This is a genomic window from Scandinavium goeteborgense (genome assembly GCF_003935895.2).
Lineage (GTDB): Bacteria > Pseudomonadota > Gammaproteobacteria > Enterobacterales > Enterobacteriaceae > Scandinavium > Scandinavium goeteborgense.
This window is the reverse complement of sequence record NZ_CP054058.1, coordinates 3,061,736-3,087,713: the sequence shown is the minus strand read 5'-3', so window position 1 is coordinate 3,087,713 and position 25,978 is coordinate 3,061,736. Positions and strand designations below refer to the sequence as shown.

The window sequence follows — 25,978 nt, the reverse complement described above, 5'->3', positions numbered from 1 at the left end:
ATACGCTTAATGAACACACACCTTTAATCTGAGGGTTTCATCATGGACCGATACACGCGTCCCAATTCAATTGTGCAGTCACGTTCTGGCGTGCAAACCTACATGGCGCAGGTTTACGGCTGGATGACCTGCGGGCTGTTGCTGACGGCGTTCGTGGCCTGGTTTGCGGCCAACACCCCGGCAGTGATGATGTTTGTCTTCTCCAGCAAAATCACTTTCTTCGGGCTGATCATTGCTCAGCTGGGCCTGGTATTCGTGCTTTCCGGCATGGTTCAGCGTCTGAGTGCGGGCATGGCGACCACGCTGTTTATGCTCTATTCGGCGCTAACCGGACTCACGCTTTCCAGTATTTTCATCGCCTACACCTACAGTTCCATTGCCAGCACCTTTATCGTGACGGCGGGGATGTTCGGCGGGATGAGCCTCTACGGCTACACCACCAAACGCGATCTGACCGGCATGGGCAAAATGCTGTTTATGGCGCTGATTGGTATCGTTCTGGCGTCGTTGGTTAACATCTGGCTGAAGAGCACGCCGCTGATGTGGGCCGTGACCTATATCGGTGTGGTGGTGTTTGTGGGCCTGACGGCGTACGACACTCAGAAACTGAAAGCGATTGGTGAGCAGATTGACACCAGCGACAGCGGCAACCTGCGTAAATACGCGATCCTGGGTGCGCTGACGCTGTATCTCGACTTCATCAACCTGTTCCTGATGCTGCTGCGTATCATGGGCAACCGCCGCTAATTTGTTTGCCCGGGGGCGCTAGCGCTTGCCGGGCCTACAACACTGGTTCCATTTTTACTCTGCCATCGCCTTCTGATTTTTTGCCTTTAGCTTCTTCGCCCGACTCTCCAGCACCAAATATCCCACCGTCGCCAGTGCCAACGGAATAAAGAAATACAGTACCCGATACGCCAACAGCGCAGCGATGATCGTGCCCTGCGAGGCATGTTCCCCTGCCAGCAGCGCGATAAACACCGCCTCCAGCACGCCAATACCCGCCGGAATATGTACAATAACCCCGGCGATACTGCTCACCAGCAGCACCCCCAGCACGAAGAAGTAGTTCACCTGTTGACCGAGCAGCAGCCAGATAATCGCGCCCATCGCCATCCAGTTAGCGCTGGAAATCAGCATCTGCAGCAGAGCGAATCGCCATGACGGCAGCACCAGTTTTTGCCCTTTGATGGTCAAATGGCGACGCTTGGCAAAGGCACAGGCCCAGAGATAGACCGCAATCATCAGCAACAACACGCCGCCGATAATCCGCAGCGTGGTATCGCGGATGTACCAGTGCGCGGGCAAATCGACCACCCCAATGGTGAAAATCACCCCGCCGAGCAGGATATAGCCGAGCCAGTTGGTGGTAATGCTGAGTGAGAAAATACGGGTGATGGTGCTGCCCGGCAGGCCAAGTCGCGAATAGAGCCGATAGCGCATGCCGATGCCGCCGACCCAAGTGCTGAGTGTCAGGTTAAAGGCGTAGCAAATGAACGACACCAGCATGACCTGGCGCTTTGCCAGCCGGTGTCCGCAGTATGCCCGGCCCAGCAAATCGTAACAGCCGTACAGCAGGTAGCTGGCGATAACCAGCCCGACGGCGCTGAGCAGGGCGGTGCGGTTGTAGTCACGAATGACACTCCACACTTCCTTCCAGTCGACCTTCTGCGCATACACCACCAGCAGCACCGCGACCGCAATAAAGAACAGCCACGTGAGGATTTTTTTCGCCAGATGCCAGCGAGGGTGAGAGTGGCTCATCAGGATTTTACCCCCGGGTTCTCAGGGTCGATGCGGTCCTGGGTTTCCAGTGCGGTTTGCACCGGTGGGCTGACCTGCGCCAGCTTCGGCGTATGGGCGGGCAGCCAGCCGACCATCGCCGGGAAATGGCGCAGGAAGTGGAAGGCCAGCACACTTTTGCTCAGATTCCACCAGCTGCGTTTGGGCACCATCGAGCTGTCCACCTGCCGACAGTCCTGCTCGATAATGGCACTCAGATTTTCACGCAACGTCTGATTAAACGCCCGGTCGTGGACGATAAGGTTGGCTTCCAGATTCAGCGACAGGCTCAGCGGGTCGAGATTACTGGAGCCGACCGTCGCCCAGTGGTCATCCATCAGCGCCACTTTTCCGTGCAGCGGCCGACGCTGGTATTCGAAAATTTGCACGCCGCCTTTCAAAAGATAGCGATACAGCAGCCGCGCACCGACTTTCACGATCGGCATATCCGGCTCGCCCTGAACCACCAGTTTGACCTGTACCCCGCGCCGCGCGGCATTACGCATCGCGTGCAGCAGCCGGTAGCCAGGGAAAAAGTAGGCGTTGGCGATGATCACTTCCCGGCGCGCATTGGCCAGCATTTTCAGATAGTGACGCTCAATGTCATCGCGATGTTCATTATTGTCGCGCCAGACAAACAGCGTTTGCGCTTCTCCGGGCGTGCGGTTTTCTTCCGGACGATGACGGCGACGCCAGAAGTGTCGGGCTTCGGCATTGCCGGGCAGGTTTGCTAACTCGAATTGCAGAATGTCTTCCACCACCGGGCCTTCCACGCGCACCGCGTAATCCTGTTTCGCTTCCGGGCCATAACTCGTCACGTGTTCCGCGGAGTAGTTAATGCCGCCGACGAACGCCACCCTGGCGTCTACCACCACAATTTTGCGGTGCATCCGTCGGAACAGATTGGTGCGCAGGCCGAACAGGCGAGGGCGTGGGTCGTAATAACGGAACACCACGCCCGCCATGGTCAGCTCGTTAACAAACTTATCGCTGAGGTCCGGCGAACCGTAGCCGTCGAGCAGCACTTCAATACTGACCCCGCGCCGGGCGGCGTTGAGTAGGGCTTCGTGCAGCTGCCAGCCGACACTGTCTTCAAACCAGATAAAGGTTTCGAGAATGATTTTGCTTTCAGCATTTTCAATCGCGCTGAAAACGGCCGGATAAAACTGGTCGCCGTTTTCCAGCAGCTGAATTTGATTGCCTTCACGCCAGCCGCATTTCATAAGTGGATCTCCGCGCTGAGCGGCGCATGGTCTGAAAGGTGTCGCCACTCCCGAAGTGGGAGCGCGGCCGGGTGGGACGCCTGGGCATTTTTGACGTAAATCCGGTCCAGAGGCAGCAGCGGGAAACTCACCGGAAAGGTGCGCACCGGGCGGCCTCTGGAGGCAGTGAAGATTTCCTCCAGCCCCGCCTGCTGTTGCAACGGTCGATTGGCACGCTGGCGCCAGTCGTTAAAATCTCCGGCTACCACCACCGGTTCGTTTTCCGGCAAGCTGTTTACCCAGTCGCTTAGCATCGTTAATTGCGCCTGGCGATGGGCTTCACGCAGCCCCAAATGCACGCAGATGACGTGAACCGGGGTCGCCAGTTCCGGGGGCACAATGCGGCAGTAAAGTAGCCCGCGCTTTTCACTTTCACCCACCGAAATATCGCGGTTTTCAAAATGCTCAATCGGAAAGCGCGACAGCACCGCGTTCCCGTGATGGCCTTCCGGATACACTGCGTTGCGCCCGTAGGCGTAATCGCTCCACAGCGTATCGGCGAGAAACTCGTAGTGGCTGGTATTGGGCCAGTTTTCGACCCGAAGTGACCAGGCATCATGTGCCCCTAGCACCTCTTGCAGGCAGACAATATCGGCCCCTACGGCCCGCACCGCATCGCGAAGTTCGGGCAAAATGAAGCGGCGATTGAACGCGGTAAAGCCCTTGTGTGTGTTGATGGTCAAAATTTTCAATGAAAAATGTCGCGACGGCTGATTCATATTTCTCCTGTCCGCATCACTGTCCTGAATGAAATAGTGTAGTTGCCGTCACAAAAAGGTGCGGTGTTACGGAATTTTCCGTAAAGTCCGGTACTCTAATTAACAGTTGAATATGCTTCTGGAGGCAAGACATGAAGTGGCAACAACAAATTCGTGTCGTAACTGGCCTGAGCTGCTGGCAGATTATTTCGCATTTGCTGGTTGTTGCAGTTCTGGTAATGGGATGGATGAGCGGCACGCTGATCCGGGTAGGACTGGGGCTGTGTGCGCTTTATGCCGTGACGGTTGTCCTGATGCTTTTCCTGCAACGCCACCACGAAGAGCGCTGGCGTGAGATCGGTGATTTTCTCGAAGAACTCACCACCACCTGGTATTTTGGCGCGGCGGTGATCGTGCTGTGGCTGTTGTCCCGCGTGGTGCAAAACCATCTGCTGCTCGGCCTGGCCGCCGTGGTGATCCTTGCCGGACCCGCACTGCTGTCATTGCTTATCAAAGAGAAAAAGCGTTCCCCTAAAACCTTCCGCTGGCACTAAGGCGGCGCTATCGCCGCCTCACGTCACGCTATATTTCGCCTGAACGTCCAGTATGCTGCCGAGCCGGTCGTGGTCGCTATCACCAACAGCGGCCACAGGCTTTGCCAGACAATATCGAAGCTGGCGTCCTTCAGGTAAATCTGTTTGGTAATGTCCGTAAAGTGACGAATCGGGTTAATCCACGTCAGGTCCTGTAACCATACCGGCATATTCTCCACCGGCGACACGTAGCCCGAGAGCAAAATCGCCGGCATCATAAATACAAACACCCCGATAAACGCCTGCTGTTGCGTCTCGCACAGCGACGAAATCAGCAAACCAAATCCCACCAAAGACAGGCCGTAAATCAGCATCGTGAAGTAAAACAGCGCCAGCGATCCGGAGAACGGAATGTGATAGGCGAAAATTCCGACCGCCAGCACGATACTGGCCTGGAAGGTGGCGACGATCAGCGCCGGGACCGCTTTGCCGACGAAGATTTGCCAGGTGGCTAGCGGGGAGACCAGCAGTTGATCGAGCGTACCCTGTTCGCGTTCGCGGGCCACCGACAGCGAGGTCACAATCATCACCCCGATGGTGGTAATCATCGCAATCAGCGACGGCACCACGAACCATTTGTAATCCAGATTCGGGTTGTACCAGTTTCGCACCACCAGTTCGCTGTTATTTGGTTTCGGCTTGCCGTCGAGCAGCTCCTGCTGATACTCCTCCACAATGCGTTGCAAATAGTTCGCCGCAATCTGCGCACTGTTGGAGTTACGTCCGTCGAGCAGCAACTGCATCGGCGCGGTGTGCCCGCTGTCGATATTGCGTGAAAAATCCGTCGGGAAGCGCACCAGCAGCAGCGCCTTCTGGGTGTCGATAGTGGGCTGAATTTCCTGCGGGCTGTGCAGCAGCAATACGTGGGTAAAGGCTTTGGCACGGGCGAAACGCTGGGTCAGCTCCACCGCGTGTTTGCCGCTATCCTCGTTGTAAATCGCGATGGTGGCGTTGGTCACCTCCAGCGTGGCGGCGAACGGGAACAGCAGAACCTGAATCAGCACCGGTGCGATGAGGATCGCGCGGGTTTGCGGCTCGCGCAGCAACGATTGCAGCTCTTTGCGGATAAGTGTCCATAATCGATGAAACATAACGTCTCCCTAGTCCAGCCGACGCTTGGTTTTCAGCCACGTCAGGCCGATAAACATCACCGCCGAGGCAATCAAAAACAGCGTATTGATGAACAGCACCACCGGAATATTGCCGGCGAGGAACAGGCTTTGCAGGGTGCTGACGAAATAGCGCGCCGGGATAACGTAGGTCACCGCGCGAATGGCGGCGGGCATGCTGTCTATCTGGAAGATAAACCCGGACAGCATAATCGACGGCAGAAACGCGGCGTTGAGCGCCACCTGGGCGGCGTTAAACTGGTTGCGGGTGATGGTCGAAATCAGCAGGCCCATGCCGAGCGTGCTCAGCAAAAACAGGCTAGTGATGAAAAACAGCACCAGCAGCGAACCGCGGAACGGCACGTCCATGATGAACACCGACACCAGCATGCACAGCCCCATCGCCAGCATCCCGAGGAAGTAGTAGGGGATCAGTTTGCACAGCAGCAGCTCAGCGCGGGTTACTTCCGTCGACAGCAGCGCCTCCATGGTGCCGCGCTCCCATTCACGGGCGACGACAAGCGACGTCAGGATCGCGCCGATCACCGTCATGATAATGGTGATCGCCCCCGGAATGATAAAGTGCTGGCTGATGGCCGCCGGGTTAAACCAGTAGCGCATCTGCACGTCTATCAGCGGTTCAAATTTTTCACCGCGATCTTCCGCCCGCTGCATCTGCCAGATTTGCCAGATGCCCTGGACGTAGCCCTGCACAAAGTTGGCGGTGTTGGGCTCGCTGCCGTCGGTGATGACCTGCACCGGCGCGGAGTCGCCCTCACGCGCCATCTGCGCGGCGAAGTTCACCGGGATCACCACCAAGCCACGAATACGCCCGGCCTGCATTTTCTGAATCAAATCCTGGCGGTTGTCGCTGATTGTGGCGTCGATATACGGCGAGCCGGTCATCGTGTGGGCGAAATCCAGCGCCTCTTCACTTTGCTGTTCCAGCAAAATGCCCACCCGCAACTTGCTGGAATCGAGGTTTATCCCGTAGCCGAAAATAAACAGCAGCATCAGCGGGATAACCACCGCGATAAGCCAACTGCTGGGGTCGCGGATGATTTGCCGCGTCTCTTTCACGCACAGCGCCCGCACACGCCGCCAGGACAGAACGCTACCGGACATCGTGATGCTCCTTATCCCAGTTGTTAATCAGGGTGATGAACGCCTGTTCCATGGTCGGGTCAGCCGTTTCGGTATCGGCGGCCTGTGCCTTGAGATCGTCCGGCGTGCCGCTGGCAATCAGCTTTCCGCGATACACCAGCCCAATGCGGTCGCAGTATTCCGCCTCATCCATAAAGTGGGTGGTGACCATCACCGTGACGCCTTTTTCCACCATGCTGTTGATGTGTAGCCAGAACTCACGGCGGGTGATCGGGTCGACGCCGGAAGTGGGTTCGTCGAGAAACAGAATATCCGGCTCGTGCATTAACGAGCAGGCCAACGCCAGGCGCTGCTTATAGCCGAGCGGCAAATCGTCGGTGGCGTGGTCACGAATACTTTCCAGGCCAAAGGCCTCGCTCATGCGCTCGATTTTTTCAGGCTGCGCTTTGCCACGCAGACCATACACGCCGGAGAAGAAGCGCAGGTTTTGCACCACCGTCAGGTTGCCGTAGAGCGAGAATTTCTGCGCCATGTAGCCTAAGTGCTGGCGAGCTTTGCCGGAGCTGACTTTCAAATCCATATCCAGCACCAGCGCTTTGCCGGACGTGGGCACCAGCAGGCCGCACATCATTTTAAAGGTGGTCGATTTACCCGCCCCGTTGGGGCCGAGCAGGCCGAAAATCTCACCGCGTTTAACAGCAAAATCCACGTGGTCGGTGGCCGCGAAATCGCCGAATTTTTTGGTCAGCGCTTTGGCTTCAATCACCGTTTCGCCCGGCGTGCCGTCCACGGTATGCAGAATCGCCGCCAGTGGGGATTCGGAGGTGCCCGCGCCGCCGAGTAAATCGATAAACGCATCCTCAAAACGCGGGGCGGTTTCGTTAATCTCGATGTCAGGCATCCCGTCTGCCGAGCGGATAACGTCGGCATTGGCCTCCTTGGTGAGGATAACGCGCACCGAGCGGCCCTGAATCATGCCGTCGCTGACCTGCGGCAGCTTCAACGCCCGTTGCAGCAGTTTGCGGTTGTTCTCCGCCGGGCTGCTCATCAGGAAACTGCGCCCACGCATGGTGTCGGTCAGCGCTTTCGGTTCGCCCTGATACAGCAACTCGCCTTCATTCATCAGCAGCACGTCGCGACACTGTTCGGCTTCGTCGAGATACGAAGTACTCCACAGAATAAGCATCCCGTCGCCAGCCAGTTCGTGCACCATCTGCCACAGTTCTCGGCGTGAAATGGGGTCAACGCCGACGCCGGGTTCATCCAGCAGCAACACTTTCGGTTCGCCAACCAGCGTGCAGGCCAGACCTAATTTTTGCTTCATGCCGCCGGAGAGCTTGCCCGCCAGCCGTCCGGTAAACGGGCCGAGCGAGGTGAATTCCAACAGCCGGGCGAAGGTTTTTTCCCGTACTTCGCCGGTGACGCTGCGCAGATCGGCATACAGCGTCAGGTTTTCCATTACCGTTAAATCTTCATATAGCCCGAACTTCTGCGGCATATAGCCCAGCACCGCATGCAGGGCGCTGTTGTCGTTGATGGGATCGTAGCCAATGACGCTTATCTGGCCTTCGTCGGGTTTTAACAACCCGGCCAGCATCCGCATTAGCGTGGTTTTTCCGGCGCCGTCAGGGCCGACCAGCCCGGTGACATACCCGGATTGAATGGTGCAGTCCAGCCGCGCGACCGCAGGCTTATCCATGCCAGCAAAGCGTTTGATAAGCCCGTCGAGCTTGATCCCCGCTTCACTCATGCGTGTTTCCCTCTGGGAATTTCACGGTGACGGGCATACCCTGGCGCAGCGCGTCGTCGGCATCCGTGACGATAATGCGCAGGCGATACACCAGATCGGTACGCAGGTCTGGCGTTTCGACGGTTTTCGGCGTGAACTCTGCGGTCGGCGAAACGAAGCCAATTTTGCCGTGGTACGGCTTATCCGGGCGGCCGTCGGTATACAGCTGCAGTTCCTGGCCTGGTTTGGCGCGATTAAGATTGCTTTCATCCACGTACGCGCGCACCCACACCGGACGCGTGAGCGACAGCGTCAGCACTGTGCTGCCAGCGTTGAGCATGCTGCCCGGCTCCACGGCGCGAGTCAAAATCGTGCCGTCGGACGGCGCGAGCAGAGTAGTGTCCTGCAAATCCAGCTGCGACTGCGCCAGCTGCGCTTGAGCCTGTTCAAGGCTGGCTTTGGCCTGAGCAATTTCCTGCGGACGGTTACCGGCGTGATACTGGCTGAGTTTGTCCTGCGCCGATTTCAGCGTGGCCTGAGCCTGATCGCGCGACGAACGGGCGTTTTCTAAATCGTTGGCGGAAATCGTGCGGCTCTTCCACAGCCCTTGCTGGCGCTGATAAAAGTTCTGCGCATAGTCGTAGGCGGCCTTCGCCTGACGCACGGCGGCAGCGGTCTGCGCGATTTCCTCATCGCGATAGCCCGCCAGCAGCAAATCATATTTCGCCTGGGCCGCCGCCACGTTGGCTTTGGCCTGCATCAGTGCATTTTGATAAGGGGCATGGTCGATTTCGCCGAGCGTTTGTCCTTTCTGCACCGCATCGCCTTCATCCACCTGCAACGCCTGCAAACGGCCGCCGACACGGAAGCTCATATTCACGGTACGAATATCAACGTTACCGTACAGCGTCAGGCCGGTGTCCTGTCGGCTCTGGTACCAGAGCGTTCCTCCGGCAATCGCGGCGATGATAATGATGACCGCCAGAATGACGACGATGGGTTTCTTCATAACTTCAACTCCTTTGCGTTAATCCGTTTAGCAAGAGATCGATATGACAGGTGATGACCTGGAAAATCAGATCTGCTTTTTGTTCGTCAAACTGGGCCCAACCGGTGCGCAGCAGGATGGTCTCCCGACCGAGACGAAAGGCGAGAATTTCACCGAGCAGCGCATGGGTGTGCAAAATAGTCTGCGTATCAGCCGGATCCCGGCCGGTATACGCCGCGATAAGTCGCGTCAGATGCCCGTGCAGCGGGGCAATCACCTGATCGTGTATCAGCTGATAGGCGGGCGAGGGCGATAGCTGTTCGCGGGATATAAACTTACTGACGTTGACCGTTTCATCCTGGGTCAGCAGCAGGATCATATTTTTGCTCGCTTGCAGGATCAGCGCGCGAATGGCGGTGAGATCCGGCGTGGGCTGGCGCAGCAACGTTTCGGCGGCCTCGGCGTGCGGGCGGAAATTGACCCCGATAAAATCAGCAATCCACTGGGCGCAGGCGAGGTACAAATCCTCTTTCGACCCGAAGTAATAAGGGATCGCGGCAATATTTTGCCCCGCCAGCGAGGCGATATCACGGGTGGTGGCATGCAGGCCATATTCGCCAAATTGGGCGATCGCCGCGGCAATCAGCTGGTTTTTGGCCTGTTCGCCTTTGCTGGTGATTGGCGTGGTATTCATGGCGTCTCTAGAATTAATCAATCGATTGATTAAGAATATGATTGATTTTTCACCGTGTCCACTCCGGGCGGTAAATTATTTCGTGGAAAAAGAGAAGCGGGATATTTTATGCGGTGCGTCACAAAAACTGCTACACTCCGCCACTTGCTGACATTATCGTTTTTGTCTTTTCGTATTATCACTATCACCCTGAAAACGATACCTGTCATGGTCGGGGCGGTTCGGAGTTGTTATGTCTTTTGAAACCCTTGGCCTGAACGCCGAGATCCTGCGCGCAGTCGAAGAGCAGGGTTATCGTCAGCCTACCCCTATCCAACAACAAGCTATTCCTGCTGTGCTGCAGGGCCGCGATCTGATGGCCAGTGCCCAAACCGGTACCGGTAAGACCGCAGGCTTTACCCTGCCGCTGCTGCAACTGCTTTCGCAGAAAGAACCCCATGCTAAAGGCCGTCGTCCGGTCCGCGCGCTGATCCTCACCCCAACCCGCGAACTGGCGGCTCAGGTGGGCGAGAACGTCCGTGAATATAGCCAATACCTGAACATCCGTTCGATGGTGGTATTCGGCGGCGTGAGCATCAACCCGCAGATGATGAAACTGCGCAGCGGTGTTGACGTGCTGGTAGCGACCCCAGGTCGTCTGCTTGACCTCGAACACCAGAACGCGGTGAGCCTCGATAAAGTCGAGATTTTGGTCCTTGATGAAGCCGACCGCATGCTGGACATGGGCTTTATCCACGACATCCGTCGCGTGCTGGCGAAACTGCCTCCAAAGCGTCAGAACCTGCTGTTCTCCGCGACCTTCTCTGATGAAATCAAAGGCCTGGCGTCCAAGCTGCTGCACAACCCACTGGAAGTTGAAGTGGCGCGTCGCAACACCGCTTCCGCGCAGATCACCCAGCACGTGCATTTCGTTGATAAGAAACGCAAGCGGGAACTGCTGTCTCAGATGATCGGCGAAGGCGACTGGAAACAGGTGCTGGTGTTTACTCGTACCAAACACGGCGCGAACCACCTGGCTGAACAGCTGAACAAAGACGGCATTCGCAGCGCCGCCATTCACGGCAACAAGAGTCAGGGCGCGCGTACCCGTGCACTGGCTGACTTCAAATCCGGCGACCTGCGCGTGCTGGTGGCAACTGACATCGCCGCCCGTGGTCTGGATATCGAAGAACTGCCGCACGTCGTGAACTACGAGCTGCCGAACGTACCAGAAGACTACGTGCACCGTATCGGTCGTACCGGACGTGCTGCGGCCACCGGTGAAGCGCTGTCGCTGGTGTGTGTCGATGAACACAAACTGCTGCGTGACATCGAACGCGTGCTGAAGAAAGAGATCCCACGTATCGCCGTTGAAGGCTACGAAGTGGACCCAAGCATCCAGGCGGAGCCGATTCAGAACGGTCGTCAAGGCCGTGGCGGTCGCGGTGGTCAGAGTCAGGGCCAGCCACGTCGTAATGACGGTGGTCAGGCACGCCGCAGCGACAAGCCAGCCGGAAACGGTCAGGCTCGCCGCAGTGATAAACCGGCTGCCGGCAACGGCCAGTCGCGTCGTAGCGAAGGTGACCAGCCGCGCAAAGCCGCTGATGGCGCCGCGCGTCGTCGTCGCCCGCGCAAACCTGCCGCCGCGCAGTAATCGCTGCAATAACAAGAATGGTCGCTTCGGCGGCCATTTTTTTTGCTCATGCCGCCGGAAAGTGCCAGAATAGTGGCTGTTTATACAGTATTCGGACTTACAGATGGCACTCACCGCCGCGCTAAAGGCGCAAATCGCGTCATGGTATAAAGCGCTCCAGGAACAGATCTCTGATTTTATCCCCCGGGCACCGCAGCGGCAGATGATTGCCGATGTGGCGAAAACGCTCGCCGGTGACGAGGGCAGGCATCTGGCTATCGAAGCGCCGACCGGCGTCGGTAAAACCCTTTCGTATCTTATTCCCGGCATCGCCATTGCCCGCGAAGAACAAAAAACGCTGGTGATCAGCACCGCTAACGTCGCCTTGCAGGATCAGATCTACAGCAAAGATCTGCCGCTGCTGAAAAAAATCATTCCCGACTTACGCTTTACCGCCGCCTTTGGCCGCGGGCGCTATGTATGCCCCCGTAATCTGACCGCGCTGTCCAGCAGCGAGCCAACGCATCAGGATTTGCTGGCGTTTCTCGACGACGAACTGACCCCGAACAATAAAGAAGAACAGAAGCGCTGTGCGAAGCTGAAAGCCGATTTGGACAGCTATAAATGGGACGGCCTGCGCGATCATACCGATCAGGCAATCGACGACGCGCTCTGGAGCCGCATGAGCACGGATAAAGCCAGCTGCCTCAACCGCAACTGTCACTACTACCGCGAATGCCCGTTCTTCGTGGCCCGCCGTGAAATTCAGGAAGCGGAAGTGGTGGTCGCCAACCACGCGCTGGTGATGGCGGCGATGGAAAGCGAGGCGGTATTACCGGAAGCCAAAAATCTACTGCTGGTGCTGGATGAAGGCCACCATTTACCGGATGTCGCCCGAGATGCGCTGGAGATGAGCGCCGAAATTACCGCCTCCTGGTATCGCCTGCAGCTGGATTTATTCATCAAGCTGGTGGCAACCTGCATGGAACAGTTCCGCCCGAAAACCTTCCCGCCGCTGGCCGCCCCCGAACGCCTCAAAGAGCATTGTGACGAGCTACAGGAACACATTGTTTCGCTGAATAATATCCTCAGCCTGTACATGCCCGCCGGGCCGGAAGCCGAACACCGCTTCGCGATGGGCGAACTGCCGGACGAAATCATGGCGCACTGCCAGCGTCTGGCAAAACTCACCGAAATGCTGCGTGGATTATCGGAGCTGTTCCTCAACGATCTCAGTGAAAAAACCGGCTCGCACGATATCGTGCGTCTGCACCGCGTGCTGCTGCAAATGAACCGCGCATTGGGCATGTTCGAGGCGCAAAGCAAGCTGTGGAAGCTCTCGGCGATGGTTCAGGCCTCCGGCGCGCCGGTGACCAAATGGGCCACACGAGACCAGCGCGACGGACAGCCGCACGTCTGGTTCCATTGCGTCGGTATTCGCGTCAGCGACCAGCTGGAAAAACTGCTCTGGCGGCGCGTGCCGCATATCGTTGTGACCTCCGCCACGTTGCGCTCGCTGAACAGCTTCTCGCGTTTGCAGGAGATGAGCGGCCTGAAAGAAAAAGCGGGCGACCGTTTTGTATCTCTCGATTCGCCGTTTAATCACGTCGAACAGGGAAAAATCATTATTCCACGGATGAGCGTCGAGCCGTCAATGGATAACGAAGAGCAGCATCTGGCGGAAATGGCGGCCTATTTCCGTGAGCAGGTCGAGGCAAAAAAGCATCTTGGGATACTCGTGCTGTTTGCCAGCGGGCGCGCAATGCAGCGTTTCCTCGAATACGTGCCGGATTTGCGTTTGCTACTGCTGGTGCAGGGCGATCAGCCGCGCTATCGCCTGGTGGAATTGCACCGCAAACGGGTGGAAGGCGGGGAACGCAGCGTGCTTGTAGGATTACAGTCATTTGCCGAAGGGCTCGATTTGAAAGGCGAATTACTCAGCCAGGTTCATATCCACAAAATTGCGTTTCCGCCGATCGACAGCCCGGTGGTGATCACCGAGGGCGAGTGGCTGAAAAGCCTGAACCGCTATCCGTTTGAAGTACAAAGCCTGCCGAGCGCGTCGTTTAACCTCATTCAGCAGGTTGGGCGTTTGATCCGTAGCCACAGCTGCTGGGGCGAAGTGATTATTTACGACAAGCGCCTGCTGACCAAAAATTATGGCCCGCGGTTGCTGAACGCCTTACCGGTGTTTCCTATAGAGCAACCGGAGGCGCCAGAAGGTATAGTAAAAAGCAAAAGCACAACCAAGCCGACCCGACGGAAGCGACGCTGACGTTCGCGGCATGCTGTCAGGAGAGATGCATGGACTATCGCAAAATCATTAAAGAAGTCGGTCGTGGCAAAAACCACGCCCGTGACCTGGACACCGATACCGCACGCGGTCTGTATGCCCGGATGTTGAAAGGCGAGGTGCCGGAATTGGAGCTTGGCGGCATTCTGATCGCGCTGCGCATAAAAGGCGAGGGCGAGGCCGAAATGCAGGGCTTCTACGAGGCAATGCAGCAGCATACCGTCAGCCTGACGCCTCCGGTGGCGAAGCCGATGCCGATTGTTATCCCAAGCTATAACGGCGCGCGCAAGCAGGCGAACCTCACGCCACTGCTGGCGATGTTGCTGCACAAACTTGGTTTCCCGGTGCTGGTTCACGGCGTCAGCCACGATCCGACCCGCGTGCTAAGCGAAACCGTGTTCACTTTGCTTGGTATTGAACCGACGCTGCATGCCGGGCAGGCGCAGGCCAAGCTTGACGGTCATCACCCGGTATATATGCCGATTGGCGCGTTCTGTCCGCCGCTCGAAACCCAGCTCGGACTGCGCTGGCGGATGGGGGTGCGTAACAGCGCGCATACCCTGGCGAAGCTCGCCACGCCGTTTGCCGAAGACGCCGCGCTGCGCTTGTCGAGCGTTTCGCACCCGGAATATGTGCCGCGCGTCGGGAAATTCTTTGAGGGCATCGGCGGTCGCGCGCTGCTGATGCACGGCACGGAAGGTGAGGTTTACGCCAATCCACAGCGTTGCCCGCAGATTAGCCTGATTGATAGCCACGGTACGCGGGTGCTCGTCGAACGCGAAGATGCACTGCGGGAAGTATTGCTGCCAGAATCGAAAGATCCGGAAGTGACGGCCAGATGGATTGAGCGTTGCGTCGCGGGCGTCGAGCCGGTACCTGTATCACTGAAAATTCAGATGGCCTGTTGCCTGGTGGCGACCGGAGAAGTGGCTGATGTTGCCGCGGGCCTGCAACGGGTCAATGACTGCTGGTTCAGCTAACGGGTTGCGGGTAAACCGAAAGGTGCTTGCAACATGTACAACTACCCGTACGCATGACATAATTACTGGGTTGAGCCAGCACTGACAGAGAAACTATATGCAACACGTAAATTACACAGACGCACGCCAGAATCTTGCCCAGCTCATGCAGCAGGCCAATGATGACCGCGCACCTATTTTAGTGACTCGCAAGGGCTCTAAGAGCGTGGTTGTCATTGATGCTGACGAGTTTGCGGCGATTCAGGAAACCCTGCATTTGTTCGGTAATCCCGCGAACGCAGCGGTGCTGACTAAAAGCCTTGAGCAGGCAGATAGCGGCGATGTATTTGAATACGATCCCGTTAAAGGAACCTTTATTGAATGAAAGTAGCCTTTACGGCTCAAGCTAAAGCGGACCTGCTGCACTGGCTGGAAGCCGAACCGACTGTTAAAGATAAGATTGATAAACTGATTTGTAATGCACTGCAGGATCCCCGTACTGGGATTGGAAAGCCGGAAGCGCTTAAACACCACAAGCCGTTATGGTCGCGTCGCATTACCAAAGAGCACCGTCTTGTTTACTACGTTCAGGATGACACTTTGATGGTGGTTTCATGCAGATTTCACTACATCAATTTGTAGCAAGGCATAAAAAAACCCGTCCAGTGGCGTGGACGGGTGAATAAATAATGAGGGTTATCCGCCGTCGTATTTCGAGCGGCAAGTTCGTTGTCTGCACCTGCTCACCCCAGTCACTTACTTGAGTAAGCTCCTGGGGTGAGCAGGTTTGACGCCTTCTTGCCACTCAAACTACTTAGGCGTAATTCAGGTACTGCAGGCATAGCCTAAAGGTCAATGAGGGTTAAATCTGTTTCGGTGATTATTTGTAGATCACCGCGGTACCGCTGATTTTGTTATTGGTGTTAGCAGAGGTAATGCTGTAACCGGTAGCACCTGCCGCAGCGGCTTTCTGAGCCAGTTTTGCTTCCATACCGTCCAGCGTGGTCGCGCCATCTACAGACACGGTACCGATTTTGTTCATGCTCTGCGCTTCAGTCGGGGACACAGGCTGTGCAGCAAACACGCCGAAAGAAAGAGCAGAAAGAGCGATAGCAGCAACAGCAGTTTTAATGGTTTTCATGGTTAATCTCTCGCAGGTTATTCTTTAAATGTGACGTTGTTCCGTCGATGTGATGAGTATCACGTTTTTTGGCGAAAGATAAAATCGAAGAGACTTGATGGACTTAATCGAAATTTTTGAACGATTAATAAATTACTGATTATTAATAAAATAAAACCCGCGCCGAAGCCGAAAAGCGCGTTGAAGCCGAGTGAGGGGTTTTAAGGGCACAGATTGCGACGATTCTTGTATAAAAATGTGCGCGTAAAGACAACCGGTTACGCTGTATTGGAAGCTGTAGTTTTGTCAGTAAATCTACACATTACGGAGTAGGCCGGAACTATACACCGATCTAATCAGATTTTTAAAGTATTTATTCTGTGGTGATCCAAAGGGTATTTCGAGGGCGCAAAAAAGAAAGCGCCTGCGATATGAGGCGCTTTTCTGAACGGAATAACTTCAACAGTTTATTTGTAGATGGTAGCGGTGCCGAACATTTTGTTATCACCGCTGGCGGAGTTAACCACGTAACCTTTAGCCCCTTCCTGCTGCGCTTTTTCTGCAAGCTTAGCCTGAAGATCGCCAAAGTCATCAGCTCCAGAAACCGACACTGTCCCTGACGGACGCAATTGTCCGGTATCATCTTTCATCAGTTGTTGAGGTTCGGCGGAAGCCGAAAAAGAGAGCATCGACAACGCACCAGCAGCGACCACGAGCAACAATCTTTTCATGTGCACATCCTCTCTGTATCCACGGGGATAACGTAAGTGTAGGTGCTGAGGAAATGTGACATGCCGCAAAAAACTGATGATGATCTGCTCGTTTTTTGAACGACATTTTTTGACGAAAAGCTGACAAATCAGCCACAAATAAGTGGCTGATCGAATGAGAAATTATCGGGCGTCGGGGCGAGTTAGATCAAAACGTTGGCTTTCGTCGATGCTGTAATAAGCGCTTGGGCCGCCAGCACGCAGCACCGGTTTGGCTTTTGCGGTCTGATAAATGCCGTTTTCCAGCAGCGATTCATCAATGTGCACCGCCACCACTTCACCGAGCACCAGCCAGGTATCCACCGCCGTGCCGTCTGCGCCAGTGAGCTGAATGCACTGCGATAAGCGGCATTCGAAATTCACCGGGCTTTCCGCCACGCGCGGGGCGCGTACCAGACGGCTTTCGACAGGCGTCAGTCCGGCGCGGACAAACTCATCTTCGCCGTGAGCGAGGCTGGCCGAGGTTTCATTCATGGCGCTGGCAAGGTCGAACGTCGTGAGATTCCAGACAAATTCGCGCGTCTCAACGATATTTTGCACGCTGTCTTTCCAGCCGCTGCTGGCGAAGCCGATAATCGGTGGCCGATAATTGAAGCAGTTGAAGAAGCTGTACGGCGCCAGATTGCGTTTGCCGTGCGCATCGACGGAGGCAATCCAGCCGATAGGGCGTGGGCCAATGATGGCATTAAGCGGGTCGTGCGGCAGTCCGTGGCCGTCTGAAGGCTGATAAAAATACATAGTGCACCTGTCACGTGAAATAATAAGAAGACTCACTTATTTACGCCACCCGCGTCAACGGGTATCTTACGCGCCGTCAACAGGAGGAAGCTATGAAAGCTCAAAAGCCAGGATTACACCCGCGTAATCGTCACCACGACCGATACGATTTACCCGCACTGTGCAAGGAAACACCGGCACTGGCAGCGTTTATCGTCTCCAACCCGGCCGGGGAGCAGACCATTAACTTTGCCGATCCCGACGCGGTAAAGACCCTGAATCAGGCGCTGCTGGCGCACTTTTATCAGGTGAAAGCGTGGAATATTCCAGAAGGTTTCCTCTGCCCACCGGTCCCTGGCCGTGCAGACTACATGCATCATTTGGCGGATTTGCTGACTGAAGCGAACGGCAGCCTGCCGCAAAACGCCAGCGTGCTGGATATCGGTACCGGCGCTAACCTGATTTATCCGCTGATTGGCAGCCACGAATATGGCTGGCGTTTCACCGGCACCGAAGTGAGCGCTGAAGCCCTGACTGCGGCGCAGGCGATTATTGATGCCAATCCGGGCATGAGCCGTCAGATTCGTTTGCGTCGTCAAAAGGATGAACAGGCGATCCTCGCGGGTATGATCCACAAAAATGAATTCTTCGAGGCGATGGTCTGCAACCCGCCGTTCCATGATTCCGCTGAAAGTGCGCGCGAAGGCAACGAACGTAAGCGTCGCAACCTCGGCCAGCAGAAACACGACACCCTGAACTTTGGCGGTCAGAATCAGGAACTGTGGTGCGAAGGCGGTGAAGTGGCCTTTATCCGCAAGATGATAGCCGAAAGCCGCGAGTATGGTCGGCAGGTGATGTGGTTCACCTCGCTGGTATCGCGTGGCGATAACCTGCCGATGCTTTATTCCGCGCTGACCGAAGCCGGAGCGGTGAAAGTGGTGAAAAAAGAGATGGCCCAGGGTCAGAAGCAAAGCCGCTTCATCGCCTGGACTTTCCTCGATGAGGACAAGCGTCGTCGCTTTGTTGCTCGCGCCCGTTAATCATCACAGCGTCGGTTGATTCGGCGTTGGCGGCTCAGGTGCTGCTAACGCTGGGTTACCAGGCGCAGGCAGCACCTGATACGTCTGCACCGGGGCGCGTATCCCCGCTTTATCGAAGTGCTTCTTCACCTGCGCATCCAGCGCAAAACGCACCGTCCACTGTTTTAACGGCAGGGTAGTGAACGACGCTCGCAGTGTGAAGGCGGTGTTGGTCAGCCCCACCAGCCCGGCAAACGACGGTTCCCCTATCACCAGCCCGCGAATATCTTCCTGCTCCATCAGTTCCGTCACCGCCGCTTTCAGGGCGTCATTGGCCTTCTCAACGTCTTCCCCGCGATCTACATCGTAATTCGCGACCACCGAACCAATGCCGCGCACGAAGTTGGCGAAGGTCGTAATCGAGGACCACGGAATAATGTGGTACGCCCCGGTATCCTGCCGCACGCCCACCGAACGAATCGACATCCGTTCCACCGTGCCGGTCAGCGGCCCGATGGTGACTAAATCTCCGGTGTTCATCCCGTTCTCAAACTGAATGAAAATTCCGGTGATGATGTCTTTCACCAGTGTCTGGGAACCAAAGGAAATCGCCAGCCCCAATGCACCGGCACCCGCCAGCAGCGGTGCGATGTTCACGCCAATTTCCGACAACAGGATCATCACCGTGATCGTACTGATGACCACCGCCAGGGCATTGCGGAACAGCGTCAGCAGCGTGCGGGCGCGGGCGCTCGGCAGCGGACGACCATGAATATCTGATGCCAGCCGGTTTTCAATCAGACTCGCCAGCAGCGTCCAGCCGATGGCCGAGAAGAATAAAATCAGCGCAATGCGGATCAGCACATCCACCGTTTTTTCGCCCGCGCCGTTGTGCAGCCAGTTCCAGAAATCGAACAGTCCCCAGGCGCTGAGCAGCAGCATCACCGAAACGCATACCGTCAGGATCCGCGCGGCTTTCAGCGACGCCGACAGCCAGCCATTCAGCCGCTTTTGCAGCTCCGGATAGTTACGCTGCGTTTCCGGTGACAGGGTGATGGTCTTGGCAATCCAGCGCGACAAAATTCCGGAGATAAACGCGGCAATACCAATGATGGCGAGGCTTCGAACCGAGGCGCCCATCATGAATTTCAGGCTGTTGCCCGGGTCGAACAGTGAAAAGAAGAACAGCACGATAAAGTACGCGCTGGCGAGCCAGTGCCAGACCAGTGCAAAGGCGCGGATAAACAGGCTGAAGAAGGCCAGCGAACGGTTGGCCAGCCCGATAAGGCTTTCGGTAATAGCCTTCTTATTGTGGAAAATCAGCCACAGCGCCCAGGCGGTGATGCACAGCATAATCACCACGTTGGCGAGCGCCCCGGTCTGGACGTTCACCTGATTGGAAATGATTGGCACCGCGACGATAAGCCCGTAACCAATCACCCCGCTCAGCAGGCTCAGGCGCAGACTCCAGTAGCGCGCAGACTCATCCTGAAAAGTGAACGGGCGCAGATCCGGCACGCGAGGGCAGAAAATCAGGCGCAGAATGGCTTTAAAGAACTCGATAAGCGCAAAGGCGTTCAGGAACAGGCTTTGTTGAAAGGCCACGGTACGGCTACCGCCGTTGAGCCTGTCGCTCAGCACTTGCCCGACGAACAGCGTCAACGCCAGTAGCAAAAGGTCGATAATCATTGCCGCGGTGATCATCGCGGGCAGGTGCAGCCAGTTGCTACGATCGCGGTTCTTCTTCCGACCCCATTTCCCCATTTTTCGGTACAGCGGCAAAGCGCAAAGACGCAGCAGACCATAGAAGGCGAAGACCAGTGCGGCCAGCAGCAAAAAGTGGGTGACGGCATTGCTAAAGGTGTGCGAATTGAAAGGTTTATGCTGCCCCGTTGTGATATTGCGCCACAGCTGGGCAAAACGGGTAGAGAGCGCTTCACCATAGTGACGGCTGACGTCCGTCACGCTTTCCAGCACCGTTTTTTCTTCGCTAACGGGCGGCGGCGTAAGCTGCGGCACTTTCTCCTTCGGCGGTGTAGCCGCGGCGCTTCGTAACTGTTTGATGAGTTCCTGGCGAGACGAATCATTTTCCAGCACGTCAGCCAACGCGGCGTAAGCGGCTTTTTTCTGTGCCGCATCGGGTTCCACGGGCGGAGTTTGAGAGGTCGTGCTGGTGGCGGAGGTGGTCACGCCGGGAAGAGTGACCGCCTGTAGTGGGGCACAGAACAGCGTCGCAACAAGCAACAGGATCCACGGCACAGGCAACTCCCTTTCAAATCATTAACAAAATGATAAGTATAGCGACTCAGGGAGGGCAGGCAGATTTTGGGAGGATTCTCTCCCCCAGGGCGGGGGAGAGCAGGGCATTACGACACGTGCTGCAAGAATTCCTGCAAGCGCAGGCTCGGCGGGTTGTCGATCAGCGTTTGAGGATTGCCGTCTTCCGCGATACGGCCTTTATCGATGAAGATCAGACGCGATGCCACTTTCTCGGCAAAGCCGATTTCGTGGGTCACGATAACCATCGTCATGCCTTCCTCGGCTAAATCCTGCATCACTTTCAGCACTTCGTGGCGCAGCTCCGGGTCGAGCGCAGACGTCGGCTCATCGAACAGCATCATCTTCGGTTTCACCGCCAGCGCGCGGGCAATCGCCACACGCTGCTGCTGGCCGCCGGAAAGCTCGGAAGGATAGTGATGCCCGCGCTCGGCAAGACCGACTTTAGCCAGCAGGTCTTTCGCCACCTTTTCGGCTTCGGCTTTGGATGCACCGCGCACGCGCTGTGGGCCAAACATCACGTTTTCCAGCGCCGTCAGATGCGGGAACAGGTAAAACTGCTGAAACACCATCCCGGCTTCCTGACGAATCAATCGCTCGTCGACTTTCGGGTCATTGACCTTCAGGCCGTCGACCACGAGGTCGCCGCTGGTGATTTCTTCGAGCTTATTGATGCAGCGCAGCAGAGTGGATTTACCTGAGCCAGATGGCCCGATAATCACCACCACTTCACCTTGAGTGATGTTCAAATCGATGTTGTGCAGCACCTGGGTTTGACCAAAATGCTTGGAGACGTTTTTAAATTCAATCACAGGATTTTCATCCTTCTTTCCAGAATGCGGAGCACGATGTTCAGGACCTGGGTGATGATCAGATAAATCACGCCGACGGCGGTCCATATCTCCAGGGCACGGAAGTTGCCAGCGATAATTTCCTGGCCGCTACGGGTCAATTCGGCCGCGCCGATGACGATGAACAGTGAGGTATCTTTGATGCTGATGATCAGCTGGTTGCCAAGCGAGGGCAGCATGCGGCGCAGTGCCAGCGGCATAATCACGTGGCGAATGGCTTCCCGACGCGACAAACCGAGCGCGAGGCCCGCTTCGCTGAAACCTTTATGAATCGACAGCACGGCCCCGCGGGTGATTTCCGCGATGTAGGCCCCGGAGTTGATCATGATGGTGATAACCGCAGCGGTGAAGGTGTCGATGCGAATATCCGGGAAGGCCATCGGCAGGGCGAAGTAGATATACATCACCTGGACGACGATTGGCGTGCCGCGAATAATTTCGATGAACACGAGTGCCACGTGGTTGGCAATCCATCCGCCGTAGGTGCGGGCTAAACCCGCGACGAGGCCGATAATAATACCGCCCGCTAACCCGAGGACCGAAATCCACAGAGTCATTTTGGCACCATCCAGCAGGATTGGAATGGCAGGCCAGATGACGCTCCAGTCAAACTGCATAATATGTTCCTGTTACTGTTTTACCGTGGTTCAAAATGAGCAGGGGCGAAAGGCCGCCCCTGATAAATTTACGTCTAATTAACCATCATTATTTTGGTTCAGTGCCGAACCATTTGTTGTAGATTTCGTTGTACTGGCCGTTCTCATGCAGTTTTTTCAGCGCGCCGTTCACTTTCTCACGCAGGTCGTCGCTGCCTTTCGGGAACGCAATACCGTACTGCTGTGCTTCCAGAGACTCACCAACCGCTTTGAACTGGCCGTGGCCCGCGGTTTTGATGAAGTACAAAATGTTAGGGGTATCGTGCAGAACCGCATCAGCACGGTTGGTGCCGAGTTCCATATACGCGTTGTCGATGTTCGGGAACTGGCGCAGGTCTTTCGGTTTGAGGTTGGCTTTCGCGTAATCCACAGAACCGGTCCCGCTCTTCACGGCGATAACTTTACCGTCCAGGTCTTTCACGCTTTTAATGTCGTTGTTGTTGGCTTTAACCATCACCAGCAGACCGCTTTTGTAGTAGCCGTCAGAGAAGTCGATCGCTTTTTTACGTTCGTCGGTAATGGTGATCCCGGCCAGCGCCAGGTCGATGTTTTTGGTCTGCAGTGCAGGAATGATGCCGCTGAAATCCATTGGTTTCAGGGTGTAGTCGAGCTTCAGTTCTTTGGCGACAGCGGCCCACAAATCAATATCGAAACCAACGTATTTGTCGCCCTGTTTGAATTCGAACGGAACGAACGCGGTATCGGTGGCCACAACCAGCTGCTTTTCCGCGGCCTGAGAAGAAACTGCAAAGGCCAGGGTCAGTGCAGCCAGTGAAACTTTAAATACAGACTTCATAGCATTTCCTTTTATAACCACGGGGCAATCCCCTGCGAGAACAATCCGCATATGAAAGAATCGTGCCAATTTTACAACTTGTTGTTTTACAACGAGGCGGTAGCCGTTTGTTGCACAAAAAAGGTTGCAAGGCACACGAAGTGCACCACGATGAGGCACCAAAATGGTGCGCGCCAGGCGTGGTCCAGGACGTGGGGTTATTAAGCGCAAATTACGGTGATAAAACAATCTTTCGTTAACGATTGTGTGAAGTGATAATTACAATTGGTTTACTTATGCGGGGAGGTAAGGGCGTGTGATGCACTATAAAAGTGCAAAACCCCTCGGGCGAGGGGTTTTGAGGGATAAGTAAAATGTATACTTATTCGATGTTAGATTCGATGAACCACAGGAATTTGTCCAGGTCGCGCGATGCGGCGGTCAGGATATCGGCGGTGTCTTCATCTTTGGCTTCGGAAACGGCTTTACGCACGTCATTAGCAACAATCGCGTAACGATCGGCCAGTTCTTTCAGGTGATCCTGAACGGTGTGGATATCCAGCGGATAGCTTTTCAGCGCAGTTTTGTTGTTCACAACCTGCGTGGTTCCCAGTGCGACGCCACCCAGCTGCACGGCACGCTCTGCCATGGTATCGAGGTGATCGATAAGCGCTGTGCGGAAGCCGTCAAGCATCTCATGGACGGCAATAAAGTTTGCACCGCGCATATTCCAGTGAGCCTGTTTAGTGATCAGTGACAGGTCAATGAACTGGATAACCTGGCGATTCAGCAACTCGATAGTCGCTTTTTTCTCGCTATCCGATACATCGTTACGGGTATAGAGCAGATTAGATGTTTTGGTTTTGACCAGTTTAGCGGTACTCATAATTTCATTTCCTCTTGATCTCATAATCCCAGTGAATTACCGGAAATAAGTATAGCACCGGTTGTTCATGCTGCCGGAAAGTTAATACCTATCGGTTTAATAGCGTGGAGGGTGTTGAAGGTGGTGAAATCGTTTATAACAAGGGGGTATGGTATTTGTTTGTAAAGGATTCCTAATTAATTAAGAAAGGTCTGTTTATTGCAGAAATATTTACGCAGGAAAATGGTTGTGTCTGGAAAATAATTTTTGAAGGCCGCAGGGAGATATAGCCCTGCGGCACAAGGTTATTCACTAATATCGACTTTCTCTATTTTACTCTCGCGTCGCAGGGTGAGCGTCGAGCCCATTGAGGCGGCCATGATCGCCAGCAGCGCGAGGGTCTGCGTGCCGGTCAGCGTTTCATTAAGGAACAGCATCCCTGAGACGGCTGCCAGCGCCGGTTCCATACTCATTAGCGTGCCAAAGGTGCGGGTCGGCAAGCGGGTGAGGGCGATCATTTCCAGCGAGTAGGGCAGCGCCGTGGACAAAATGGCAATGCCCAAACCGAGCGGCAAAATTGACCACTGCCACAACACGTCGCCAGCCTGAAACGCACCAATCGGCACAAACACCACTGCCGCAATCAGCGATCCCATCGCCACCGTGGCTGGGCCGTGCTCTTCTCCCGCCCGTTGGCCGGTAATAATGTAGACCGCCCAACACGCCCCGGCACCCAGTGCCAACGCCGCGCCGGTTAAATCAACATGGGCTATGCTCTGTCCGAGGGGCAGAAGGAACCACAGACCCAGCACCGCCAGCGCCACCCAGACAAAATCGACTGCGCGACGAGAACCAAACAACGCCACCGCTAATGGGCCGGTAAATTCGAGGGCCACCGCCACGCCGAGCGGAATGCGCTGAATAGAGAGATAGAAGAGGTAGTTCATTGCCCCGAGCGACAACCCGTAAAATAGCAACGGCAGGCGCTGCTCTCGGGTAAATCGCAAACGCCAGGGCTTAAAGATGCACACCAGAATCAGCGTGCCGAGGGCCAGACGCAGGGCGGTGACACCGGGTGCGCCCACCAGGGGAAAAAGTGATTTCGCCAGCGCCGCTCCGCTCTGAATCGAGCACATGGCAATCAGTATTACGAGTATCGGCAACCATACCGGGAGCTTACGCGACAAGCCTGGCATCCTTTCTCCTGTCAATTTTTGTCAAAGGAAGTAAAAGAGGCAGTGTAAATGAATTACCCCTGTCTGGTTTATGCATTGTTGAAAAAAAGCAAAGAAAAGCGCCGTACAATAAAGTTCAGTCAAAGGGTGAAAACTCTGCCAGTTTAGGATTAATCTGGATGAATGCGCCCGTTAATGCGCGCAATAATGGCAAAATCTGCGAGGAAGTTGATGATTTTCCATAGGGATTGTCAGTGGTGGAAATGTTTAGTTACATGATTGAGACCCTTAGACAACGACAATCGCAAAGAGTTTTTAATTAAATTTTGATATATTTAAAACTTACGGACTTACTTGAAGCACATTTGAGGTGGTTATGAATAAAATTGCACGTCTTTCAGCAGTGGCCTTTGTACTGGCTGCAACCGCAGGTACCGCAGTAGCTGCAACTTCTACCGTTACTGGTGGCTACGCTCAGAGCGATATGCAGGGCGAAGCGAACAAAGCAGGTGGTTTCAACCTGAAATACCGTTACGAGCAGGACAATAACCCACTCGGCTGGATTGGTTCTTTCACGTATACCGAGAAGAATCACAACGAAAGCAATACCTATAACAAAGCTCAGTACTACGGTCTGACTGCTGGTCCAGCTTACCGCATCAACGATTGGGCAAGCATCTACGGTGTTGTCGGTGTTGGCTACGGTAAATTCCAGGCTAACGACTTCCCTGCTAGCAAATCTGACATGAGCGACTACGGTTTCTCTTACGGTGCAGGTATGCAGTTCAACCCAATCGAAAACGTTGCACTGGACTTCTCTTACGAGCAGTCTCGTATTCGTAACGTAGACGTTGGCACCTGGATCGCAGGCGTGGGTTACCGTTTCTAATCACTTCGGTGATAATAAAAAATCCGCCCAAGGGCGGATTT

General features: G+C 55.4%; 26 protein-coding genes. 9 read left to right on the top strand and 17 right to left on the bottom strand.

The features are described 5' to 3' along the window. Window positions 1–42 precede the first annotated feature (42 nt). Window positions 43–747 (top strand): Bax inhibitor-1/YccA family protein, encoded by a 705-nt coding sequence (locus A8O29_RS15695; RefSeq protein WP_110510029.1) that lies wholly within the window; start codon window positions 43–45, stop codon window positions 745–747. A 54-nt stretch (window positions 748–801) separates the two neighbouring features. Here A8O29_RS15695 and A8O29_RS15690 read toward each other — a convergent pair whose 3' ends face one another. From A8O29_RS15690 to A8O29_RS15680, 3 genes are read right to left on the bottom strand one after another with little or no spacing between them, the layout of a single operon-like run. Then, entirely contained in the window at window positions 802–1,764 is a 963-nt protein-coding gene (locus A8O29_RS15690) for a lysylphosphatidylglycerol synthase domain-containing protein (protein ID WP_125354523.1), read from the bottom strand. Then, entirely contained in the window at window positions 1,764–3,005 is a 1,242-nt protein-coding gene (clsB, locus tag A8O29_RS15685; protein WP_125354524.1) for a cardiolipin synthase ClsB, read from the bottom strand. Before clsB ends, A8O29_RS15690 begins: the two co-directional genes overlap by 1 nt. Further along, window positions 3,002–3,763 carry an endonuclease/exonuclease/phosphatase family protein gene (locus tag A8O29_RS15680; RefSeq protein ID WP_125354525.1) on the bottom strand — a complete coding sequence of 254 codons (762 nt, stop codon included), beginning with the start codon at window positions 3,761–3,763 and terminating at the stop codon, window positions 3,002–3,004. The genes clsB and A8O29_RS15680 overlap by 4 nt, the downstream gene beginning before the upstream one ends. A 131-nt stretch (window positions 3,764–3,894) precedes the next feature. On the opposite strand from A8O29_RS15680, the gene A8O29_RS15675 reads away from it, so the two are divergent. Then, a complete protein-coding gene (locus A8O29_RS15675; RefSeq protein WP_125354526.1) occupies window positions 3,895–4,296 on the top strand; it encodes a YbhQ family protein in 402 nt (133 codons plus the stop codon). A 23-nt stretch (window positions 4,297–4,319) separates the two neighbouring features. On the opposite strand, the gene A8O29_RS15670 is transcribed toward A8O29_RS15675, so the two are convergent. Genes A8O29_RS15670 through cecR form a run of 5 tightly spaced genes read right to left on the bottom strand, consistent with a single transcriptional unit; the run spans window position 4,320 to window position 9,959 of the window. Next, window positions 4,320–5,426, bottom strand: a complete 1,107-nt coding sequence (locus tag A8O29_RS15670) for an ABC transporter permease (protein ID WP_125354527.1) — start codon at window positions 5,424–5,426, stop codon at window positions 4,320–4,322. A gap of 9 nt (window positions 5,427–5,435) precedes the next feature. Then, window positions 5,436–6,569, bottom strand: a complete 1,134-nt coding sequence (locus A8O29_RS15665; protein ID WP_125354528.1) for an ABC transporter permease — start codon at window positions 6,567–6,569, stop codon at window positions 5,436–5,438. Then, entirely contained in the window at window positions 6,559–8,298 is a 1,740-nt protein-coding gene (locus A8O29_RS15660) for an ATP-binding cassette domain-containing protein (protein WP_174081363.1), read from the bottom strand. The genes A8O29_RS15665 and A8O29_RS15660 overlap by 11 nt, the downstream gene beginning before the upstream one ends. Then, a complete protein-coding gene (hlyD, locus tag A8O29_RS15655) occupies window positions 8,291–9,286 on the bottom strand; it encodes a secretion protein HlyD (protein ID WP_125354529.1) in 996 nt (331 codons plus the stop codon). The genes A8O29_RS15660 and hlyD overlap by 8 nt, the downstream gene beginning before the upstream one ends. A 4-nt stretch (window positions 9,287–9,290) precedes the next feature. Further along, window positions 9,291–9,959: a transcriptional regulator CecR gene (gene cecR / locus A8O29_RS15650; protein ID WP_110510020.1), complete on the bottom strand. Its 669-nt coding sequence runs from the start codon at window positions 9,957–9,959 to the stop codon at window positions 9,291–9,293. 232 nt (window positions 9,960–10,191) lie between these two features. On the opposite strand from cecR, the gene rhlE reads away from it, so the two are divergent. The 5 genes from rhlE (at window position 10,192) to A8O29_RS15625 (ending at window position 15,465) form a co-directional block, all read left to right on the top strand. Next, a complete protein-coding gene (gene rhlE, locus A8O29_RS15645) occupies window positions 10,192–11,592 on the top strand; it encodes an ATP-dependent RNA helicase RhlE (protein ID WP_125354530.1) in 1,401 nt (466 codons plus the stop codon). 103 nt (window positions 11,593–11,695) lie between these two features. Next, window positions 11,696–13,846, top strand: a complete 2,151-nt coding sequence (dinG, locus tag A8O29_RS15640; protein WP_174081362.1) for an ATP-dependent DNA helicase DinG — start codon at window positions 11,696–11,698, stop codon at window positions 13,844–13,846. 29 nt (window positions 13,847–13,875) lie between these two features. Then, entirely contained in the window at window positions 13,876–14,844 is a 969-nt protein-coding gene (gene ybiB / locus A8O29_RS15635; RefSeq protein ID WP_125354531.1) for a DNA-binding protein YbiB, read from the top strand. Between the two features lie 97 nt (window positions 14,845–14,941). Beyond that, complete coding sequence (locus tag A8O29_RS15630) at window positions 14,942–15,208, top strand: type II toxin-antitoxin system Phd/YefM family antitoxin (protein WP_125354532.1); 267 nt, start codon at window positions 14,942–14,944, stop codon at window positions 15,206–15,208. Further along, window positions 15,205–15,465 carry a Txe/YoeB family addiction module toxin gene (locus A8O29_RS15625; protein ID WP_125354533.1) on the top strand — a complete coding sequence of 87 codons (261 nt, stop codon included), beginning with the start codon at window positions 15,205–15,207 and terminating at the stop codon, window positions 15,463–15,465. The genes A8O29_RS15630 and A8O29_RS15625 overlap by 4 nt, the downstream gene beginning before the upstream one ends. Before the next feature lie 238 nt (window positions 15,466–15,703). On the opposite strand, the gene ybiJ is transcribed toward A8O29_RS15625, so the two are convergent. The 3 genes from ybiJ to A8O29_RS15610 form a co-directional block, all read right to left on the bottom strand. After that, window positions 15,704–15,964 carry a DUF1471 family protein YbiJ gene (ybiJ, locus tag A8O29_RS15620; RefSeq protein ID WP_110510016.1) on the bottom strand — a complete coding sequence of 87 codons (261 nt, stop codon included), beginning with the start codon at window positions 15,962–15,964 and terminating at the stop codon, window positions 15,704–15,706. Window positions 15,965–16,410: 446 nt separating this feature from the next. Continuing rightward, on the bottom strand, window positions 16,411–16,674 hold the full coding sequence (locus A8O29_RS15615; protein ID WP_110510015.1) for a YdgH/BhsA/McbA-like domain containing protein: 264 nt from the start codon (window positions 16,672–16,674) through the stop codon (window positions 16,411–16,413). A gap of 162 nt (window positions 16,675–16,836) precedes the next feature. Next, window positions 16,837–17,451 carry a flavin reductase family protein gene (locus tag A8O29_RS15610; protein ID WP_125354534.1) on the bottom strand — a complete coding sequence of 205 codons (615 nt, stop codon included), beginning with the start codon at window positions 17,449–17,451 and terminating at the stop codon, window positions 16,837–16,839. 92 nt (window positions 17,452–17,543) lie between these two features. Between A8O29_RS15610 and rlmF the strand changes: the two genes are divergently transcribed. Further along, a complete protein-coding gene (rlmF, locus tag A8O29_RS15605; protein WP_168713865.1) occupies window positions 17,544–18,470 on the top strand; it encodes a 23S rRNA (adenine(1618)-N(6))-methyltransferase RlmF in 927 nt (308 codons plus the stop codon). A gap of 3 nt (window positions 18,471–18,473) precedes the next feature. Here the strand turns inward: rlmF and ybiO are convergent, their stop codons facing one another. From ybiO to rhtA, 6 genes are all read right to left on the bottom strand, one after another. After that, a complete protein-coding gene (ybiO, locus tag A8O29_RS15600; RefSeq protein WP_125354536.1) occupies window positions 18,474–20,708 on the bottom strand; it encodes a mechanosensitive channel protein in 2,235 nt (744 codons plus the stop codon). 107 nt (window positions 20,709–20,815) lie between these two features. Beyond that, window positions 20,816–21,538 (bottom strand): glutamine ABC transporter ATP-binding protein GlnQ, encoded by a 723-nt coding sequence (glnQ, locus tag A8O29_RS15595; protein ID WP_125354537.1) that lies wholly within the window; start codon window positions 21,536–21,538, stop codon window positions 20,816–20,818. Beyond that, window positions 21,535–22,194, bottom strand: a complete 660-nt coding sequence (gene glnP, locus A8O29_RS15590; protein ID WP_110510010.1) for a glutamine ABC transporter permease GlnP — start codon at window positions 22,192–22,194, stop codon at window positions 21,535–21,537. Before glnP ends, glnQ begins: the two co-directional genes overlap by 4 nt. Window positions 22,195–22,282: 88 nt before the next feature. Beyond that, window positions 22,283–23,029: a glutamine ABC transporter substrate-binding protein GlnH gene (gene glnH, locus A8O29_RS15585; protein WP_125354538.1), complete on the bottom strand. Its 747-nt coding sequence runs from the start codon at window positions 23,027–23,029 to the stop codon at window positions 22,283–22,285. Between the two features lie 361 nt (window positions 23,030–23,390). Beyond that, window positions 23,391–23,894: a DNA starvation/stationary phase protection protein Dps gene (dps, locus tag A8O29_RS15580; RefSeq protein ID WP_125354539.1), complete on the bottom strand. Its 504-nt coding sequence runs from the start codon at window positions 23,892–23,894 to the stop codon at window positions 23,391–23,393. Window positions 23,895–24,178: 284 nt separating this feature from the next. Beyond that, window positions 24,179–25,069, bottom strand: coding sequence for a threonine/homoserine exporter RhtA (rhtA, locus tag A8O29_RS15575; protein WP_125354540.1), 891 nt, complete (start codon window positions 25,067–25,069; stop codon window positions 24,179–24,181). 355 nt (window positions 25,070–25,424) lie between these two features. Between rhtA and ompX the strand changes: the two genes are divergently transcribed. Further along, the gene (gene ompX / locus A8O29_RS15570; protein ID WP_110510006.1) at window positions 25,425–25,937 is read left to right on the top strand and encodes an outer membrane protein OmpX; all 513 of its coding nucleotides are present in this window, start codon (window positions 25,425–25,427) and stop codon (window positions 25,935–25,937) included. The last annotated feature ends 41 nt before the right edge of the window (window positions 25,938–25,978 follow it).